Source organism: Enterococcus crotali (assembly GCF_000633635.1).
In the GTDB taxonomy this organism is placed as follows: domain Bacteria; phylum Bacillota; class Bacilli; order Lactobacillales; family Enterococcaceae; genus Enterococcus_L; species Enterococcus_L crotali.
Genome location: NZ_AYPQ01000001.1, coordinates 125,919 through 143,196, shown reverse-complemented (window position 1 = coordinate 143,196; position 17,278 = coordinate 125,919). Strand labels below are relative to the sequence as shown.

15 protein-coding genes are annotated in these 17,278 nt (G+C 35.4%); 4 read left to right on the top strand and 11 right to left on the bottom strand.

Features of this window, described 5'->3' with window-relative positions; genetic code table 11:
• Nucleotides 1-107: 107 nt before the first annotated feature.
• The 7 genes from V192_RS0100670 to V192_RS0100640 form a co-directional block, all read right to left on the bottom strand.
• Nucleotides 108-1,898, bottom strand: coding sequence for a heavy metal translocating P-type ATPase (locus tag V192_RS0100670; RefSeq protein ID WP_025868489.1), 1,791 nt, complete (start codon nucleotides 1,896-1,898; stop codon nucleotides 108-110).
• 195 nt (nucleotides 1,899-2,093) lie between these two features.
• Nucleotides 2,094-4,562 carry an HAD-IC family P-type ATPase gene (locus V192_RS0100665; protein WP_025868488.1) on the bottom strand — a complete coding sequence of 823 codons (2,469 nt, stop codon included), beginning with the start codon at nucleotides 4,560-4,562 and terminating at the stop codon, nucleotides 2,094-2,096.
• Nucleotides 4,563-5,181: 619 nt separating this feature from the next.
• Complete coding sequence (gene nadE / locus V192_RS0100660) at nucleotides 5,182-6,009, bottom strand: ammonia-dependent NAD(+) synthetase (protein WP_025868487.1); 828 nt, start codon at nucleotides 6,007-6,009, stop codon at nucleotides 5,182-5,184.
• 139 nt (nucleotides 6,010-6,148) lie between these two features.
• Nucleotides 6,149-7,621 carry a nicotinate phosphoribosyltransferase gene (locus V192_RS0100655; protein ID WP_025868486.1) on the bottom strand — a complete coding sequence of 491 codons (1,473 nt, stop codon included), beginning with the start codon at nucleotides 7,619-7,621 and terminating at the stop codon, nucleotides 6,149-6,151.
• Between the two features lie 81 nt (nucleotides 7,622-7,702).
• Nucleotides 7,703-8,113: a GtrA family protein gene (locus V192_RS0100650; protein WP_025868485.1), complete on the bottom strand. Its 411-nt coding sequence runs from the start codon at nucleotides 8,111-8,113 to the stop codon at nucleotides 7,703-7,705.
• Between the two features lie 117 nt (nucleotides 8,114-8,230).
• A complete protein-coding gene (locus tag V192_RS0100645; protein ID WP_025868484.1) occupies nucleotides 8,231-8,863 on the bottom strand; it encodes a response regulator transcription factor in 633 nt (210 codons plus the stop codon).
• Between the two features lie 14 nt (nucleotides 8,864-8,877).
• Nucleotides 8,878-9,969, bottom strand: coding sequence for a sensor histidine kinase (locus V192_RS0100640; RefSeq protein WP_029948067.1), 1,092 nt, complete (start codon nucleotides 9,967-9,969; stop codon nucleotides 8,878-8,880).
• Nucleotides 9,970-10,090: 121 nt separating this feature from the next.
• Here V192_RS0100640 and V192_RS0100635 point away from each other — a divergent pair, with 121 nt between their 5' ends.
• Genes V192_RS0100635 through V192_RS18890 form a run of 3 tightly spaced genes read left to right on the top strand, consistent with a single transcriptional unit; the run spans nucleotide 10,091 to nucleotide 13,360 of the window.
• Nucleotides 10,091-11,023, top strand: a complete 933-nt coding sequence (locus tag V192_RS0100635) for an ABC transporter ATP-binding protein (RefSeq protein ID WP_025868482.1) — start codon at nucleotides 10,091-10,093, stop codon at nucleotides 11,021-11,023.
• Nucleotides 11,024-11,037: 14 nt separating this feature from the next.
• The gene (locus V192_RS0100630; RefSeq protein WP_025868481.1) at nucleotides 11,038-12,186 is read left to right on the top strand and encodes an ABC transporter permease; all 1,149 of its coding nucleotides are present in this window, start codon (nucleotides 11,038-11,040) and stop codon (nucleotides 12,184-12,186) included.
• Nucleotides 12,173-13,360: an ABC transporter permease gene (locus tag V192_RS18890; RefSeq protein ID WP_025868480.1), complete on the top strand. Its 1,188-nt coding sequence runs from the start codon at nucleotides 12,173-12,175 to the stop codon at nucleotides 13,358-13,360. Before V192_RS0100630 ends, V192_RS18890 begins: the two co-directional genes overlap by 14 nt.
• Nucleotides 13,361-13,413: 53 nt before the next feature.
• On the opposite strand, the gene V192_RS0100620 is transcribed toward V192_RS18890, so the two are convergent.
• Nucleotides 13,414-13,770, bottom strand: a complete 357-nt coding sequence (locus V192_RS0100620; protein ID WP_025868479.1) for a DUF1827 family protein — start codon at nucleotides 13,768-13,770, stop codon at nucleotides 13,414-13,416.
• A 162-nt stretch (nucleotides 13,771-13,932) separates the two neighbouring features.
• Here V192_RS0100620 and V192_RS0100615 point away from each other — a divergent pair, with 162 nt between their 5' ends.
• The gene (locus V192_RS0100615) at nucleotides 13,933-14,691 is read left to right on the top strand and encodes a MerR family transcriptional regulator (protein ID WP_025868478.1); all 759 of its coding nucleotides are present in this window, start codon (nucleotides 13,933-13,935) and stop codon (nucleotides 14,689-14,691) included.
• 131 nt (nucleotides 14,692-14,822) lie between these two features.
• Here V192_RS0100615 and V192_RS0100610 read toward each other — a convergent pair whose 3' ends face one another.
• The 3 genes from V192_RS0100610 to lepB all read right to left on the bottom strand — a co-directional run bounded on the left by V192_RS0100610 (nucleotide 14,823) and on the right by lepB (nucleotide 17,277).
• Complete coding sequence (locus V192_RS0100610) at nucleotides 14,823-15,458, bottom strand: hypothetical protein (protein WP_025868477.1); 636 nt, start codon at nucleotides 15,456-15,458, stop codon at nucleotides 14,823-14,825.
• 114 nt (nucleotides 15,459-15,572) lie between these two features.
• Entirely contained in the window at nucleotides 15,573-16,427 is an 855-nt protein-coding gene (locus V192_RS0100605) for an HAD-IIB family hydrolase (protein WP_025868476.1), read from the bottom strand.
• A 262-nt stretch (nucleotides 16,428-16,689) separates the two neighbouring features.
• Nucleotides 16,690-17,277, bottom strand: coding sequence for a signal peptidase I (gene lepB, locus V192_RS0100600; protein WP_025868475.1), 588 nt, complete (start codon nucleotides 17,275-17,277; stop codon nucleotides 16,690-16,692).
• Between the last annotated feature and the right edge of the window lies 1 nt (nucleotide 17,278).

Genomic DNA, 17,278 nt, shown 5'->3' with positions numbered 1-17,278 from the left:
AAATTACATCTGTTTTTTATTCTTTAGTCAAGTTGATTTTAACAATTAAAAATGGGAGTTGCAACTATCTTTGCTTTTTGTCTCTGGTTCATATAAAAAGAGTTGATTCAATCATTTTTCGCTCGTAATGAAGAAAGAATGGAAACTGTATCTACTACTTCTTGCAAGACCGCACCTAGTAAAGCTGGGATAATACCTGTACTAGCAATCAACATCAGAATCGTACAAATCAAAATACCGATCAAAACAGACTGTTTGGCGATTTTCATTGTATCTTTAGAAATAGCTACGGCTGTGCTGACTTTTTCTAAATCATCTTTTAAGATCACAGCATCAGCCGTTTCGCTCGCCGCAGTAGCTCCGTGGGCGCCCATTGCGATCCCTACATCTGCAATCGCCAAAGAAGGGGCATCGTTTACACCATCTCCTACCATGATCACAGGCCGATCGACAGTAGCTATTTTCTTTAATACGTCAATTTTATCTTGAGGTAAGCACTCCGCATATACTTCTGTGATACCAACTTCTTTTGCAATATCATCGGCAACTTTTTGATGATCGCCAGTCAGCATCATTAAATGATCGACATGCATTTTCTGCAACTGATCCATTGTCTCCTTTGCTTCTGGACGAATTCTGTCATTAAAAGTGATATAACCTACAAAGTGTTCATCTTCTGACACATATACCGCTGTTTGGTCCACTGTATCTTCAATTCTTTGTTGTGACACGAATGACGGTTTACCAACGCGGACTACTTTTCCTTCAATCGTTGCTTTTATGCCAGAACCTGTTACTTCTTCTAAATCAGAAACCTTTTTCAGATTTTGCTTTGAAGAAATATGTGCCACCAGAGATCGTGCCAATATGTGGCTGGATTCTTGTTCAGCACTTGCTGCCAATAATTCTAAATATTCGGCTGAAAAACCATTAACAGGCACAATCTTATCTACTGATAATTCGCCTTTAGTGATTGTTCCAGTCTTGTCAAAAGCAACTGATTTAGCACTCGCCATTTTTTCTAAAGTCGTTCCAGTTTTCACAACGATCCCATTTCGGCTTGAGCGGCTCATCCCTGCAACCAAAGCAATTGGAGCGGCCAATATCAACGGACACGGCGAGGCTACAACTAAAACCTCTGCAAACCTTGTTGCGTCCTTTGAAATAAACCAAGCCGCTCCTGCAATAACATAGGCTGTAATTGTAAATGGCACAGCATATCGATCCGCCATCCGTACAAAATGGGCAGGCTGTGCTTCTGATTCTTTAACAAGCTTAACAATCGTTTGATACTGACTATCTGCGGCTGTTTTTTCAGCCTTCATCGTTAGAGAATTGTCCCCATTAATCGAACCTGACATGACTAAATCACCTACATTTTTATTCACTGGACGAGCTTCTCCAGTCAAAGATGATTCATCAACCGTTGATTCACCGCTAACGACACTGCCATCGACTGGGATTATTTCTCCAGGTTTGACGACTAACTGATCGCCAAGAATAACTTTTTCCACAGCGATATCTATTAGATTTCCCTTAACTAGCTGATGAGCCTTTTGCGGTGAATTATCAAGCAATGACTTTAACTCTTTGTTTGCTCTTTTAGCCGCATAGTCTTCAAGCGAATCGCCACCTGTCAACATAATCAGAATCATTAAACTCGCCCAATATTCCCCAACAGCCAACGTGGCAACAATTGCTGTGATCGCTAAAATATCTACGCCATACCTGCCTGATTTTAATGTTTTTACCATTTCAACAAGCATTGACAATGCCATAATCGATCCTGTGATACAAATGATCCCATAAGCAAAAGTAGCTTGATGAAAAACAAACTCAAATAGTAACGCCAAAAAACCAGTCATGATAGTAATGACCAATTTTGTTAAATGTTTCATTTATACTCACTCCTTTTAAACACCTTGCTCTCATTCTTAAGATTACTCTTCATGAAAGAAATAACAAAATCAAAGCCCCTAAATGAAAATGATTGTCATTCTTTATACAGAAAATAGAGGCTAAGACATAACTCTATGAGTCACATCCTAACCTCTATGAACATTAGATTCCTTTATCTAAAAAGCATTAATTGTTTAAATCACACGCTTCTTCTTTTTGACTTTTCTATTTTCTTTTCTTTTTTCAACTTCATAGACTGCTCTTGTCATAAATAACGAAATATAGTTAAATATTGACCGACTGCCAAGAATCAAAGGTAAATAAAAGAAAATATTTCGAGTAAACAAGGACGTCAGCATAAAGAATTCACCGAAAAATAGGAAACAAACAAGAAAAGCGACTAGCAAAAGACCGATCATGATCTGTTTTTTCAAATCCAATGGTCGAGCTGCTCTAAGTAATACTTGAAACCCAACGCATCCTGTAAGCAGGACACACATCGTAGAAACATCTTGATGTGATAAATCAAACAAAATACCCGCAAGTTGCAATACTAAAATGTTAAACACAACGGTGAGCGCACCAGGAACTGAAATTTTTAATATGTTCGTTAAAAAATGGCCCTTAATTCGTTGATAATTTGGCTCTAGCGCTAAAATGAAGGACGGTATTCCTACTGTTAAGGTATTGATTGGCGTTAACTGCAACGGTGCAAATGGATATGGTAAAAATAAAAAGATAAAGGTTACGGCTAAAATGGCCGAATAGATTGTTTTTACCATGTACATTGAGGCAACGCGTTCAATATTATTGATCACTCTACGACCTTCGTTTAATACTTGAATCATTGAACTAAAATCAGAATTCAGCAAAACAACATCTGACACCGCTCGAGCAGCATCACTTCCGCTGGCCATTGCTACACTCACATCAGCTTCTCTCAATGAAAGAATATCATTGACACCGTCACCAGTCATACAAGTTGTATGACCATTTTGTTTTAGTGCTTGGATCAGCTCTCTTTTCTGATAAGGAGTTACTCGACCAAAAACAGTAGTCTCTTCTACTAACTCATTAAAATTTGCTGAATCGGCAATAGTGCTCATGTCGACAAAATTTTCAGCACCAGTAATTCCAGCTTGTTTGGCAATTTGAGACACTGTTATCGGATTATCACCAGAAATAACTTTTAGTGTTACATCTTGCTTAGCAAAATAAGAGAAAGTATCAACTGCATTTTCTCGAATCGTATCGGCAATAATAAAAATTCCAACAGTTTCTTTCTTTTGAGGTAATTCAGGACTTTTCAACGCTTCAGGAAAATGAACTAAAATTAGAACACGGTCTCCTTGCTCGTTGTATGGTGCCAATTTTTCCCGTAAGTCTTCTGGAACTTTTGAATAGATAAATTCCGGTGCCCCCATAACAAATGAGCCCTTTTCTTCAAATGTCACTCCGCTCCACTTTCGATCAGAAGAAAAAGGAATCACCTCTTTGACTTTCCAAGTAGACTGAGCCAACGGAAATCTAGTTCTAAGAACTTTTGCTGTAGCATTTTGATCTGATAAGCCTAGCATCATTTCGCCCATCGCACGTTCAACTTCACTTGCTGGAAAACCAGCCTGCGGAATCAATTCTTTAAATGTTAAGCTTCCGTCAGTAATCGTTCCAGTCTTATCTAAGCAAATAGTATCTACTCGAGCAAGTGTCTCAATACAGGATAAGCGTTGGATCAGTGTTTTTTTTCTAGCCAAATTTGCTGCACCGACCGCAAAGGCCACACTTGTCAATAACATCAGTCCTTCTGGAATCATACTGATCAAAGCACCAGAAACCCCTAACACTGTTTTAGGAAATGACTGCGTAGATTGGTATTGCGACCAAAATAATAATAACCCGATTGGAACAATCGCAAAGGTTAGACCCTTGATCAACAAATTTAGAGAATTCATTAATTCAGAGGTCGATTGTTTTTCTGTTTTTGCTTCTTTTGATAATTTAGAAACAAAATTATCTTCCCCAACTGCAGATATTTTAACAAAACCTAAGCCTGATGTGATAAAACTACCGCTCATGATTTTATCACCATTTTGTTTTGTTATTTTATCAGATTCCCCGGTTAATAAAGACTCGTCAACCTCCATTCCATCAGCTTGCAGTACAATTCCATCAGAAGGTACTTGATTTCCTAAGGTCAGGACTAATACATCGCCTAAAACAATTTCATCTTGAAAAATCTTTACTAGCTGACCTTGTCTTAGCGCAGTCACTTCTGTTTTATTGACAATTGATAATTTATCGATTGTCTTTTTTGCATGTATTTCTTGGATCACACCAATTGCTGTATTAATGATAATAATCCAAAAAAATAGTGCATTCTTCGGATAACCTACAGCAAACACTGCAATCGCCAAAAACAAGTTGATAAAATTGAATAAGGTCAATGAATTATCGAGAATAATTTGTTTGGTTGTTCTAGATAAATCTTCAACTTCTTTGTTGTATTTCCCTTCCGCATAAAGCTGTTGTACTTCTTTATCAGATAAACCAGTGATATTTGCTGGTATCCGAATGTTATTATTATTTATCGTTTGTGCTTTTTCTTCAGATGAAAGAAACTCCTCATTATCGATATTTCTTTTTTTCCTAAATAGTTTTTTCATATTTTCATTCACCTTTTTCTTGCTATAGTTACGTTAATTGTAGAGTAGTTCATCGATTATTGCAGATGACTAGTTTAAGTTTACACTTTTTTTAATCATTTGAACAAAATGAAGGTATTTTAAATTAAAAATAGATATAAAAAAAGGGTGATTGTTTAGCCCTTTTTTATTTATTCTGATTTACGCCAATTTATTTGCTTTAGATTAGAGTGAGACGAATCCGTGGGGTGTGATTCGCTTCATTCCAGGATCATTTCAATCCACTCACTGTAGATTAGAGTGAGACTGCGGCATATCTTTATTGTTGTATGGTACTTGATGGATTTCAATCCACTCACTCTAGATTAGAGTGAGACTAGTGAAAAAGACGTTGTTATCTGGTTTAATGACATTTCAATCCACTCACTCTAGATTAGAGTGAGACTGTGAAAAAACTAGAAATACATATCATTAACTTACATATTAGCTATTTTTCCACGTAATACTACACAAACATTAAAATAAAATGAGAAAACAGGCTTCTTCACGCCCATTCTTTCTCTTTTATTGGTGCGGATCTCCTATTAATTTTATGGGCACTTAGGGTCCGCACCAAACTAGTCATTCTCTTTTTTAATACTTACTTCCAGAAATCATCAAAAATTGAAATTGGCATATGACGTTTATGCTGAGTCTTTTTATACCAGCCTTCAATTGTTTCCTTTGCTTGTTCAGAGACGTTTTTTCCTTCAACATAGTCATCAATATCATCATACGTTACACCAAGTGCGACTTCGTCCGCTACCAATGGTTTATCGTCTTCTAAATCGGCAGTTGGAATTTTTGTATATAATTCAGTCGGTGAGCCTAATTCTTTCAATAATGCTTTCCCTTGGCGTTTGTTTAAACGGAATAACGGTAAAATATCAGCTCCGCCATCTCCATATTTAGTATAAAAACCAGTAATATTTTCAGCAGCATGATCCGTTCCGATCACAGCACCTGATCTTGCTCCGGCAATCGCATATTGAACGATCATCCGTTGACGTGCCTTCATATTTCCCTTATTGAAATTATTAATCGAAACACCAGATTCCTCTAGTGAAAGAACCCCTGCATCAATAGCAGGTTTGATATTGACCTGCAATGAAACATCCGGTTTGATAAACGCCAATGCTTTTTTAGCATCCACTTCATCCGCCTGTTCACCATAAGGCAAACGCACAGCAACAAACTGATACGCATCATTTTTCGTTTCGTTGCGCATTTCCTCCATCGTTAATTGGGCCAGTCGTCCAGCTAATGTGGAATCCTGACCTCCACTAATACCAAGAACGAAGGTTTTTAAAAATGGATATTTATATAAATAGGTCTTCATAAAATCAATGCTTTTACGGATCTCTTCTTGCGGATCGATTTGCGGTTTTACCCCTAATTCTTCGATAATTGCTTTTTGCAATGGTTCCATAAAAAATCCCTCCTAATTTAAAAACAAAACGAATCGGTCAATCCTTCAGAAATTCAGGAAATTGGTACTGAAGCTTTTTTTTATTTCATTGCCAATTGATCTATTTTCCTAATGATTGATTTGTATTGCTAGATACTATCTATTTGCCTTCACTTAAAGCTTTGACATCCACGCGTACTTTTTCAAGTAAGCGCATTTTATGATTCCAGCACTCAGTTGATAAATCGACTGGGTATTTTTGCGGATTAAGATCACGTTTATACTCTTCCCATAAGGAATCAAGATTTTCTTTTGCATAACTTTTGATTTCCTCTAGAGTAGGCATTTCATAGACACGTTTCCCTTCAACAAAAATGTCCTGTAAGACAGCTCTTGCTTCAAAATCTCTAACAGTCTTATTGATAAAAGTGTGTACTGGATGAAACATGTAGATCTCTTCTTGCTTGCGAGGATCTTCGTCCCATAAAGTCACATAGTCCCCTTCTGATTTTTTATCTGATTTGCGTGTAATCCGCCAAACTTGCTTCTTACCGGGCGTTGTGACTTTCTCTGCATTACTTGAAAGTTTAATAGTATCTTTCATCTGACCGTCTTTATCTTCGATGGAAACTAATTTAAACACAGCTCCTAATGCTGGTTGATCATAAGCCGTAATCAATTTCGTCCCAACACCCCAAACATCGATCTTCGCTTTTTGCATTTTTAAACTTAGAATAGTATTTTCATCTAAATCATTTGAAGCATATATTTTAGCGTCCCCATATCCAGCTTCATCTAATTGCTCCCGTACTCGCTTCGAAATGTAGGCCATATCCCCACTATCAAGCCGAACACCAAGAAAATTGATTTTATCGCCCATTTCATTTGCTACACGGATCGCACTTGGAACACCAGATTTCAAAGTATCATACGTATCCACCAAAAAGACACAATCTTTGTGTGTTTGCGCATAGGCAGTGAAAGCATCGTAATCATTTCCGTATGATTGTACTAATGAATGCGCATGTGTGCCACTGACAGGGATACCGAAAATCTTTCCAGCACGAACGTTACTTGTTGCATCCGCACCACCAATATAAGCAGCACGAGTTCCCCAAACGGCTGCATCTAATTCCTGTGCACGACGAGTCCCAAATTCCATCAACGGATCTTCTCCAATCACAGATTTGATTCGTGCCGCTTTTGTTGCAATCAAGGTTTGGAAATTGACCATATTCAAAAGAGCCGTTTCGATCAACTGACATTGCGCTAAAGGTCCTTCTACTTGGATCAATGGTTCATTATTAAAAACTAAATCCCCTTCTAATGCAGAACGAACGGTACATTTAAACTCAAACTCTTTTAAATAAGTCAAAAAGTCCTCTGGATAGTTCTCCACTTCCCTAAGATAAGCGATGTCTGTATCCGTAAATGTTAAATTTTCTAAATATTCGACCAACCGCTCTAAACCGGCGAAAATAGCATAGCCATGATTAAAAGGCATCTCCCGAAAATAACATTCAAAAACAGAATGTAAATCGGCCCTTCCTAATTTCCAATACGTCTGCATCATGTTGATTTGGTATAAATCTGTATGTAACGTTAAGCTATCGTCACTGTAAACTTTTTTCATCTCACTATGCCATCCTTTGTCTTTTCTAGAATTTTAATTTTAATTATAACAAATAACTATTTTTTTAACTAAAAACTGGTTTTAAGATGCTTCCTTTTTAAAAATAAAAAATTTACTGAAAAAATAATTCAATACAACTACTGCTACTTGTGTCACCATTTTTGCCCAAAAATCAGAGACATGTATCACTTCTATCATTAAAACCATCAAGGCCATATCAACGACAAATGACAACACTCGATACCAGTAGAACAACAACATCTCTTTAATAAAAGAGAGCGTATCTTTATGATTACTGGCAAATACAAAATATTTATTCGTAAAGAATGCAAATAATACGGATAAAAACCAGCCAATGGCATTACTTACTTTATAATCGATTCCTAAAAGATCTTTACAAATAAAGAAAATAATTATATTAACGACCGTCGTCGCTACACCAAAAACCAGATATGAAATCACTTCTTTATATTTTTGAAATAGTTCTTTCAACTGTCACGCTTCCTTTCATCCATATAATTATTTTATCAAAGATAGAATAGAAATCCTACTGCTTTTCTACATTCTCATAATTCAATTTTACTCCTTGAATCAGAATTAACATTTCTATTATTTTACATAAATATTTTTATAGTAAAAAATAGCCAACTGTGTTCGGTCCCTAAGTTCTAATTTTTCCAATAAACCACTAATATAATTTCTGATAGTTCCTTCACTTAAAAATAATTGCGTTGCAATTTCTTTATTGTTTAAGCCTTCTCCTACTAAACATAAAATAGAAAGATCTTTTTCATTTAAATTCAGTTCGTCTAAACAAGTGTTTTTTTCTGCCTGTAGTAAGCGAGGCAACCGTTCTACGATTGTCTGACCAAAAACAGATTGACCATTATTTACAGCTTTTATCGATGGTACGATTGCCTCAATATCTTGTTTTAATAAGTATCCCTTAACGCCCATTTTTAGTGCTTCAACAATATACTCGTCATCTAAAAATGTCGTTAACAATAGAATGGATGCCTGCTCGTTTTCTTCCAATATCTGGGCTGCTGCTTCAATTCCTGTTGCTTCCCCCATTCGAATATCCATCAATAAGATATCCGGCTGAAGCTCTTTATACAGCTCTACGGCTTGTAATGCACTGTTTCCTACTCCAACAACATTGATTGTACCGCTTGCTTCAACGATCGTTTTCAGTGAGGTGGTTACCAATAAATCATCATCAATGATCAATAATCGAATCATTCTTTACTACTCCTTTATTTAGGCAAAATGGCCAACAGCGAAAAGCCAGTTTCTTTTCGTTGATAACTTAGCCTGCCTCCTAATTTTTCTACTCTTTCCTTCATACCAATCAACCCGATCCCGATTTCCTTCGGACTTTTCTTTTGATTTTGCGTACCATTATCTTCAATGATCAATTTATAAAACCCAGGATGTTCTTGAAATTCAATCGTTACTTTCTCTGCATTACTATGTTTCATTACATTTGCCAAGGCTTCCTTAAGTAGCATAATACAGGTAAGTTTATAGTCTTTACTAATATTCTCGGAAAAGGAACCAATTATTTCAACTTCGCAAAAAGTAACGCTTTGTACAATGTTTTGACAGGCTAACGATAAACTTAATGATTCATCATGCAAGTCATGAACACTCTCACGAATGCTATTCATCCCTTCATTAATCGTTTCTTGTAATTGGTTGAGCGGGGCCGTTAATTTTTCTTCTTGGTTTATGGCTTTTAGTGCACCAGTTTGTAAAAGCGCACTAGAAAGTAGATGACCTACATTATCATGGATATCTCGTGCAATTCTATTTCGTTCATTTGAAAGCTCCAAATTCACCTTGATTTCTTGCTGTTTGATCAATTCAGAATTTTGCCACTCTAAATCAAAACTATTTTCATATTTTTCTTTTTCCAGTGAATCATACGCTTCAGACAACAAATAATCTTTCAAGGTCAAAAAAGCAAGATAGGCGGCTAAAGCACATAATAAAATAATATACAGCTTTACACTGACTGAATAGTGCTTGCTAGAGAACAAAAACAGGACGATCACCCCACCATTTATAAGAGAGACCTTATTTCCCTCATCCAGCATACCATCATAAAAAAGCACTGGAACAAAATACGTATATTCTTTCCACCAGATTGATGCTAGTAATAAAAGTAATAGACCTATAGAAGAAAATTTAGGATTTGTTTTAAGCCAGAGCAACAAGCTTAAAACAATGACCGCTAAGACAAAAATAATCATTTCAGTTTGATAGTTTTGCTTCAAAACTAGCATTAAACATAACCCCAACAAAAAGGCTTTATCAAATAAATATCGTACGGCAAATTTATTCATTTTTTCTCCAAACCCTTCTCTCAATATGACAAATGTCACATCGACTTAGGAAAATAGTCACTTATATCTCATTTCTATTTAAGCTATAGTTCTATTATAAAGAAAAAAAGGAGAATTTCATATGATAATCGAAATAAATGATTTAGTAAAACGTTACGGAAAACTAACTGCATTGGATCACTTTAATTTACAAGTAAAAAAGGGCGATATTCTTGGACTTTTGGGCCCAAATGGCTGCGGTAAATCAACTGCGATCAATTGCATGCTTTCATTGCTTTCTTACGATAAAGGAGAAATCAAACTTTTCGGTGAAAACATGTCCCCTACTCGCTATGACATCAAAAAACGGATTGGCGTCGTTCCCCAAGAAGTCGCTGTTTTTGATGAATTAACGGTTATTGAAAACATTGATTATTACTGTGGTCTATACATTAGTGATAAAGCAACTAGGAAACAGCATGTTACAGAGGTCATTACCTTAGTTGGCCTAGAAGATTTTACCACTTTCCTTCCCAAAAAACTTAGCGGCGGACTAAAACGTAGATTGAACATCGCATGTGGTATCGTCCACAAGCCTGAACTGATCTTTTTAGATGAGCCAACAGTTGCAGTGGATCCTCAAAGCCGTAACAAGATTTTAGACAGCATTAAAGAACTAAATCGTCAAGGCGCAACTATTGTTTATACGACACACTACATGGAGGAAGTAGAACAATTATGCAACAATATTGTGATTGTTGAGAAAGGTCAAGTCATAGCAGAAGGGACAACAGAACAATTAAAAGGCATGATCAAAGCCAATGAAAAAATCGTGATCGAAATCCCAGATTTTCCTTCAGCTGTTAAAGAAAAATTATTACAACTACCTGGGATCATCGATATCACGTATGACAATGTATTTGTAACCTTAAATACTGAAAAGAACAAAACCGTCTTTGCCAACGTGTTGCATATATTAGAAGAAAACCAACTTTCTTTCGGTAATTTTTACACCCAACAACCTACACTTAATGATGTCTTTTTAGAGATTACTGGTAGAGAATTAAGAGATTAGAGAGGAGTCCTCATATGTTTTGGCATTTATATTATTATCGCTTAAAAATTCAATTAAAAAATAAAGTCCTACTATTTTGGTCTTTGGTTTTTCCTTTGCTGTTAGGGTTGTTTTTCACAGCTGCATTTAGTAGTCTTGATACGATTGATTTAATAACGAAAATTCCAGTCGGTATCGTTACCGATGAACAAGTTTCACCACAAAATACTGAGTTATTTTTGAATACGCTGAAAGAAATCAAAAGCAATGATCAAGCTATGTTTAGCCCAACCATTCTTTCAAAAGAAAAAGCAGATAAACAGTTGCTTGATGAAAAAATTGATGGTTACTATACTTTGACAAATGAAGATATCGCGCTGACCGTTAGCAAGCAAACCATTCAACAAAATGTCTTAGATTCATTTATGAATCAATTTCTACAAAGTAAAATGACCTTGGCAACTTTGCAAAAAGAAGATCCTGCCCTTCTAGCCTCGTCAATTACAGAAAAAATCGGTAAAACAACGAATTACATTTCGGTTAAACAGGCTACCGCTTCAAAAGGGAGTCAAAAGAGCTTCTTTTTCTTTACATTGATCGGCATGAGTTGCATGTTTGGGATGTTCTGGGGAATCAGTAATGCCAATGACGAACAAGCGAACCAGTCTGCTAATGGCATCCGTCTAAGTATGACGCCAAAAAACAAACTATTTATCGTTTTAACAAACTTGATATCTTCATTCACCATCTTTAGCGTTGAAATCTTCTTTATCTTAGGTTTCTTCCATTTTGTTTATGGTGTAGATTTCGGTACTCGTTGGCTACTTATTTTATTGACTTGTGCTTTAGCCACTCTTACCGCACTTTCGCTAGGTGTTTTATTCGGTAATATCTTGAAAGTTCCTTTGAATCAAAAAATTTCACTTGCTGTAACATTCCAAATGACTTGTAGCTTTTTAGCAGGAATGATGTCTCCTGATATCAAACTTTTAGTCAATCAACACCTCCCTTGGTTAAACGCAATCAATCCAGTAAATCTTATCAGTGAAGCTTTATATAAGCTTTACTATTATCAAAATATTGACAGCTTTTATACTAATCTGCTTAGTCTATTGATATTGACAGTCATCTTTATCATAGCCAGCGTTATTTACGAAAGGAGAGTGCAATATGTCAGTCTTTAAAGCTACTTTAGGCATTCTAAAGAAAAACATAGGAACTTTGATCCTTGCATTAGCGATTAGCTTAGGTATCTCTTTTGCTTATTCTGGTTCTAATTCATCTGACTCTACTGAATCTGAATTTAAAAAGATGAATGTCGTTATTTTCAACAAGGATCATGAAAATACTGCAAAACAACTAGAAGCTTATCTGAGACAGACAACGAATGTCGTCTCTTTAGAAGATACGCAAGAAAAGATCGATGACGCTTTATTTTTTGGAAAAGTTGATTATGTATTAACTATTCCTGCCTCTTTTTCCGAAAATATCAAGCAACAGCAACAACCTAACTTAACCATTCAAGTCAAACCTGATAGTTTTAATCAATTCTATATTGATTCAATCATCAATAAATATTTGTCTACCTATCAATTCTATCAAGAGGCTTTTCCAGATAAAACAGAAGCCGAAATCGTTAAGTTGACCACTACTAACCTTGAAACTGTTGGACGAGTCAACTTTGACTCTTCTTATAATCAAACGAAGAAAAACACAGCAACTGGCAAAGTTTTTGGTGTCTTGGCTTACACCATGTTTATGACTATTTTTAGTGCAATCACGTTGGTCAGCCTTGCGTTCAATCGTAAAGAAATTAAGCTTAGAAATAATTGTTCCCCTCTTTCTAAACGAGTATTTTCACGCCAACAGTTTATCGTGCAGCTTGGTTTTTGTTTGGTTCTTTGGATCGTTTTTGTCAGTCTTATCCTTTTGGCGACAAAAAGCAAGGTTGATCAGCACAGTGCTTATTTTATCTTGAACACACTGCTTTTATTTATAGTTGCTGTATCATTTAGTAATTTTATCGGTGGAATCATCAGTAATCCAGATATGATCTCTGGCATCAACAACGTATTTATTTTAGGGAGTTCTTTTGTTAGTGGCGTATTTGTACCTGCTGAAATTTTGCCTGATATCGTAACGAAAATAGCTTCCTTTACACCAACTTATTGGTATATGAGAAATTGCACACTAATTGGAAAAACGAGTCAATTCAACAATGATTTTTCTGCTAATTTTCAATTCAATGCACTTATTTTACTGATTTTTGCATTGATCTTTTTCTTATTGACTATGGTGACAAGAAAAGAACACGGAGGTTTAAAATTTTCTTTCAAAAAAACAGCCGTTGAAAACTAAATAACAAAACCCAAGAGATAGCCATAATTTGACTTCTCTTGGGTTTTGTTATTTTATGAGGGTTCAACATTCATTTGAATCACAATGATATCTTTTCTAGGGGCGCTAAATGAATAGCCTCTTTGCTGCATCTCATTTTTCACACCGATATGAACGGTCACTTCTTCTCTGGTCGTATTCAAAAGTCTCTTGATCACATAATCAACCTCTTTTTTAGTAATTTTCTTTTTCGTGTTGATCATGATTATATCAATCTTATCGAAAGCATCAGCATAGACGATTTGAGTGCGGTCTAATGCATATAATTTAAAAAATTTGATGGCTTTTGTGCCAAAAACAAACTTAGTGATATTGGGGTAAAAATACTCCAAATCTAAATTTTTATTGATTGGTGTTTCGATTAATTTCATTCTATCAGCTCCTTGTTCATTTAACTTTGTCTTGATAACTTTACATAAAATTTTACTCTTTCATTTGCTCTTTGTAAATCAAAAAATGTGTTATTATATAAAAAACACTTGACCTTCTCGTTAAGTAAAGGTTTATGCTGTATTCATACAGGAGGGAAACAGATGGAATACACAATCAAAAAGATTGCTGAATTATCCGGAATCAGCACTCGCACATTGCGGTATTACGATGAGATTGATCTATTAAAACCAGCGCGCATCAATTCTTCTGGTTACCGTATTTATGGTCTAAAAGAAATCGATCAGCTGCAGCAAATTCTTTTTTATCGTTCCTTAGACATGAAACTAGAAGATATCCAGAAACTACTAACTACACCAAACTATGATCCAAAACAAGCGTTACAAGATCATCATCAACAATTATTGGAAAAGCGCCGACAAATCGATCAGCTACTCCTGACTGTAGAAAAAACATTACGCTATCAAAAAGGAGAAATCACTATGACAGATAAAGAAAAATTTACTGGATTCAAACAAACAAAGCTTAAAGCGAATGAGCAAGCATATGGCGAAGAAATCCGAGAAAAATATGGAGATGAAACCGTAGAAGCCTCGAATCAAAAATGGTTGAATTTAAACGAAGAAGACTTTAACGCAATGAAAACTGCTGAAAAAGAGATGTTTAAAGCACTAAAAATCGTAATGGAAACAAACGATTATCAATCAAACGATGCAGAAACTGTTTTCTTAAAACATAAAGAAATGCTGAGCTATACTCTACCTGACTATTCTGCTGAACTGCATAAAAATCTTGGTCAAATGTACGTTTATGATGAAAGATTCACCGCTTATTATACAGAACGAGCTGGGGCAACTGCTGCTCACACATTAAACCAAATTATTCAGCATTTTGCAAAATAGGTAATAACCAGAAACCATTTAAGGGTCTGAGATCTAACTCAACGAGTTAAGTCTCAGACCCTTAAATATCGAATAATTGCAGTAAAAAACGATTTATACCTTTCAAACTATTATATTATGTGTCTTACTAACTAAAATGTTCCGAGATAAGCCAATCCAAATAGGATCAGTAAAAAGATCGTTATACCTACAGATTTGAGTCTTTGCTTTCTACGCTTTGCAATAAAATTGGCATTTTTTAACAGATTCTGTTTGTAGTTATCTGAATGTTTGATTTGTGTAATATCATAATAAAAAAACTGCAATGGCTGTTCTACAATTTTCTTATCCAATTCATTTGTAAATCCTACTAGTAATGTATATTGTCTGATTTTAGATGGGAAATTTCTGGAATTTTTCTTTTTCAATTTCACAAAAAATTCTTGATTATCTACAAGATAATACGACTGATCGTCTTCTTGAATTTCGATTGATTCCATTTTCTGAAATTCGTCTGATAATGTTCCTTTGATCTGTTGGAAATAGATTTCAAAGAATTCTGCACGTAAATAACGTAGCAGATAAATAACCAAACCACTCTCAAGCAAAAATAAGACAACCAACAACCCTCTAATAATTGATTCAGTTAGACCAATCCCGACAGCGGTTACTAACATGACTGCAAGCAAGCTCATTAAATATCTTTGGTAATGCTTCATATATAGCTGCCTGATTCCTGATTGATAATACTCTAAATCATGTTCGATGTTTTCTTTTATTTCATTCATTGATACTCCTCCAAGTTAAAAAATCTATTGCCTAATTACACTTTTTGTTTTAATTCAAAATACGTTTACTATTTTTAGTTTATCCGAGACATTTCTCACTGACAACTTGCGTTTTTATCCTTTGATGATTTCTTCAAAAATAAAGGTGCCAACCCCACCATCTAAACAATCACCAATAATCACCTGACATTGTTCTTTCACAATTTCCTTGGCATTCCCTACCGCAACCGGAATATCAACAACTTCCAACATGGCTAAATCATTTTCGCCATCGCCGATACCATAACTACGAGCCTCTGGAAATTTTTTCATAAATTCTTTGATCGCATTGCCTTTACTACTTTTTGGATCAACGATTTCTAAGCATTGCGTAAATGAAGAAAAGACATCTGCCAACTCACTACTCAATAAATCACGCAATGTTTCATGTTCCTTATCACTTGCTTCCATCAATTCAATTTTCATCACTTTTAATTCTGGATGTTCAGTCAAATACGTAAATGGATTTTCTACATGTCGGCATTGCTCTTTGAAGAAGGCTTCCTTGAAATCCATGATCTGCTTACCTGTTTCTCCCATTGGTTCAAGCTTTTTCCTCAATGCTAAAATATTCGCTTCATAATTTTCAACTGGTTTTAAAATGATTCCTTCATTTGTGTGAATATGATAAAAAATATTTCTTGCTTCTAAAATAGCAAGGACTCTTTCGCATTCAGCCATTGATACACAATGATTATACAGAACTGGTTCACCGACCAATTTATGGCCACCACCATTACTGAAAATAACGTCACACTCATTGTCTAATTCATCCATTAATTCAGTCAATTGTGCATAACCACGTCCGCTGATAAATACAAAATGGTCTCCTTGCTTTTGTAAAGCATCAATCGCATCATAGTTGATTTTCGGCACTTCACCTGCTAGATCTTGAAACGTTCCATCTATATCACAAAAAACAACATTCATCGTTTAAACTCCTTTTTCTTATCTGCCCGTATTCTTCGAAGAAGTTCTTAGGCTTTTTATTTCAACTATTTGAGTATAGCATAAAATTTCTGTGATATTCTCATAAATTTAAACACAATTCTTAAGTAAATTAAAAGAAAGCAGGATACAACTCTACGAGTCATACCCCACTCTCCTGTAAACAATATGAACAATTTGAAAACATGCTAAAGGAAACGTCTGTCCGCTCTTTTTACAATGATTGATTGAACGTATGCTTGACTTAAAAAGCTTTGATATCATTAGCTGGCAATAATCGCATCGTAAGTATTCCAATGATATTTCGCTCAGCTACCAATCCATAATGGCGACTATCTGTCGCATACGGTCGATTGTCTCCTAAAACTAGATAATAGCCTTTTGGAATACGGCTTAACCCACTAACACCACCACTTGAAAAGTCTTCTGTAAACGATCGACCACTATGCTGACTTTCATTGATTTCATCCATAATGAATTTTTCGTCGACGGGCGCGCCATCAATAAGTAGTACGTCATCCTTATATTGAACAAGTTCATCAGCTAGCCCAATCACTCGTCGTACTTGCTGCTTATTTCCGATTTTAAGAACAACGAGATCAAAGCGATTAATCTCTTTTGTTTTTTTCGCTAACACAATATCCTTATCACGTAAAGTAGGCATCATTCCATAACCTTCAACTTTTATCCCCTTAAAATAGAAACTACTGACCATCATCAATAAAAATAAAACGATCCCACAAGCAATTAATAGATCCTTTAAATAAAGAAAAATAACTTTCTTCTTTATTTTGACTCTTTTCTTGTTTTTTTGGCGCTTCTTTTTAACCATA

Coding starts and splice junctions, on each gene's coding strand:
- V192_RS0100640 (WP_029948067.1), bottom strand. CDS start 9,969: ATGAATAAATTTGCCGTACGATATTTATTTGATAAAGCCTTTTTGTTG.
- V192_RS0100610 (WP_025868477.1), bottom strand. CDS start 15,458: ATGAATGAAATAAAAGAAAACATCGAACATGATTTAGAGTATTATCAA.
- V192_RS18890 (WP_025868480.1), top strand. CDS start 12,173: ATGTCAGTCTTTAAAGCTACTTTAGGCATTCTAAAGAAAAACATAGGA.
- V192_RS0100630 (WP_025868481.1), top strand. CDS start 11,038: ATGTTTTGGCATTTATATTATTATCGCTTAAAAATTCAATTAAAAAAT.
- V192_RS0100670 (WP_025868489.1), bottom strand. CDS start 1,898: ATGAAACATTTAACAAAATTGGTCATTACTATCATGACTGGTTTTTTG.
- V192_RS0100665 (WP_025868488.1), bottom strand. CDS start 4,562: ATGAAAAAACTATTTAGGAAAAAAAGAAATATCGATAATGAGGAGTTT.
- V192_RS0100620 (WP_025868479.1), bottom strand. CDS start 13,770: ATGAAATTAATCGAAACACCAATCAATAAAAATTTAGATTTGGAGTAT.
- V192_RS0100645 (WP_025868484.1), bottom strand. CDS start 8,863: ATGATTCGATTATTGATCATTGATGATGATTTATTGGTAACCACCTCA.
- V192_RS0100655 (WP_025868486.1), bottom strand. CDS start 7,621: ATGAAAAAAGTTTACAGTGACGATAGCTTAACGTTACATACAGATTTA.
- V192_RS0100635 (WP_025868482.1), top strand. CDS start 10,091: ATGATAATCGAAATAAATGATTTAGTAAAACGTTACGGAAAACTAACT.
- V192_RS0100615 (WP_025868478.1), top strand. CDS start 13,933: ATGGAATACACAATCAAAAAGATTGCTGAATTATCCGGAATCAGCACT.
- nadE (WP_025868487.1), bottom strand. CDS start 6,009: ATGGAACCATTGCAAAAAGCAATTATCGAAGAATTAGGGGTAAAACCG.
- V192_RS0100605 (WP_025868476.1), bottom strand. CDS start 16,427: ATGAATGTTGTTTTTTGTGATATAGATGGAACGTTTCAAGATCTAGCA.
- lepB (WP_025868475.1), bottom strand. CDS start 17,277: ATGGTTAAAAAGAAGCGCCAAAAAAACAAGAAAAGAGTCAAAATAAAG.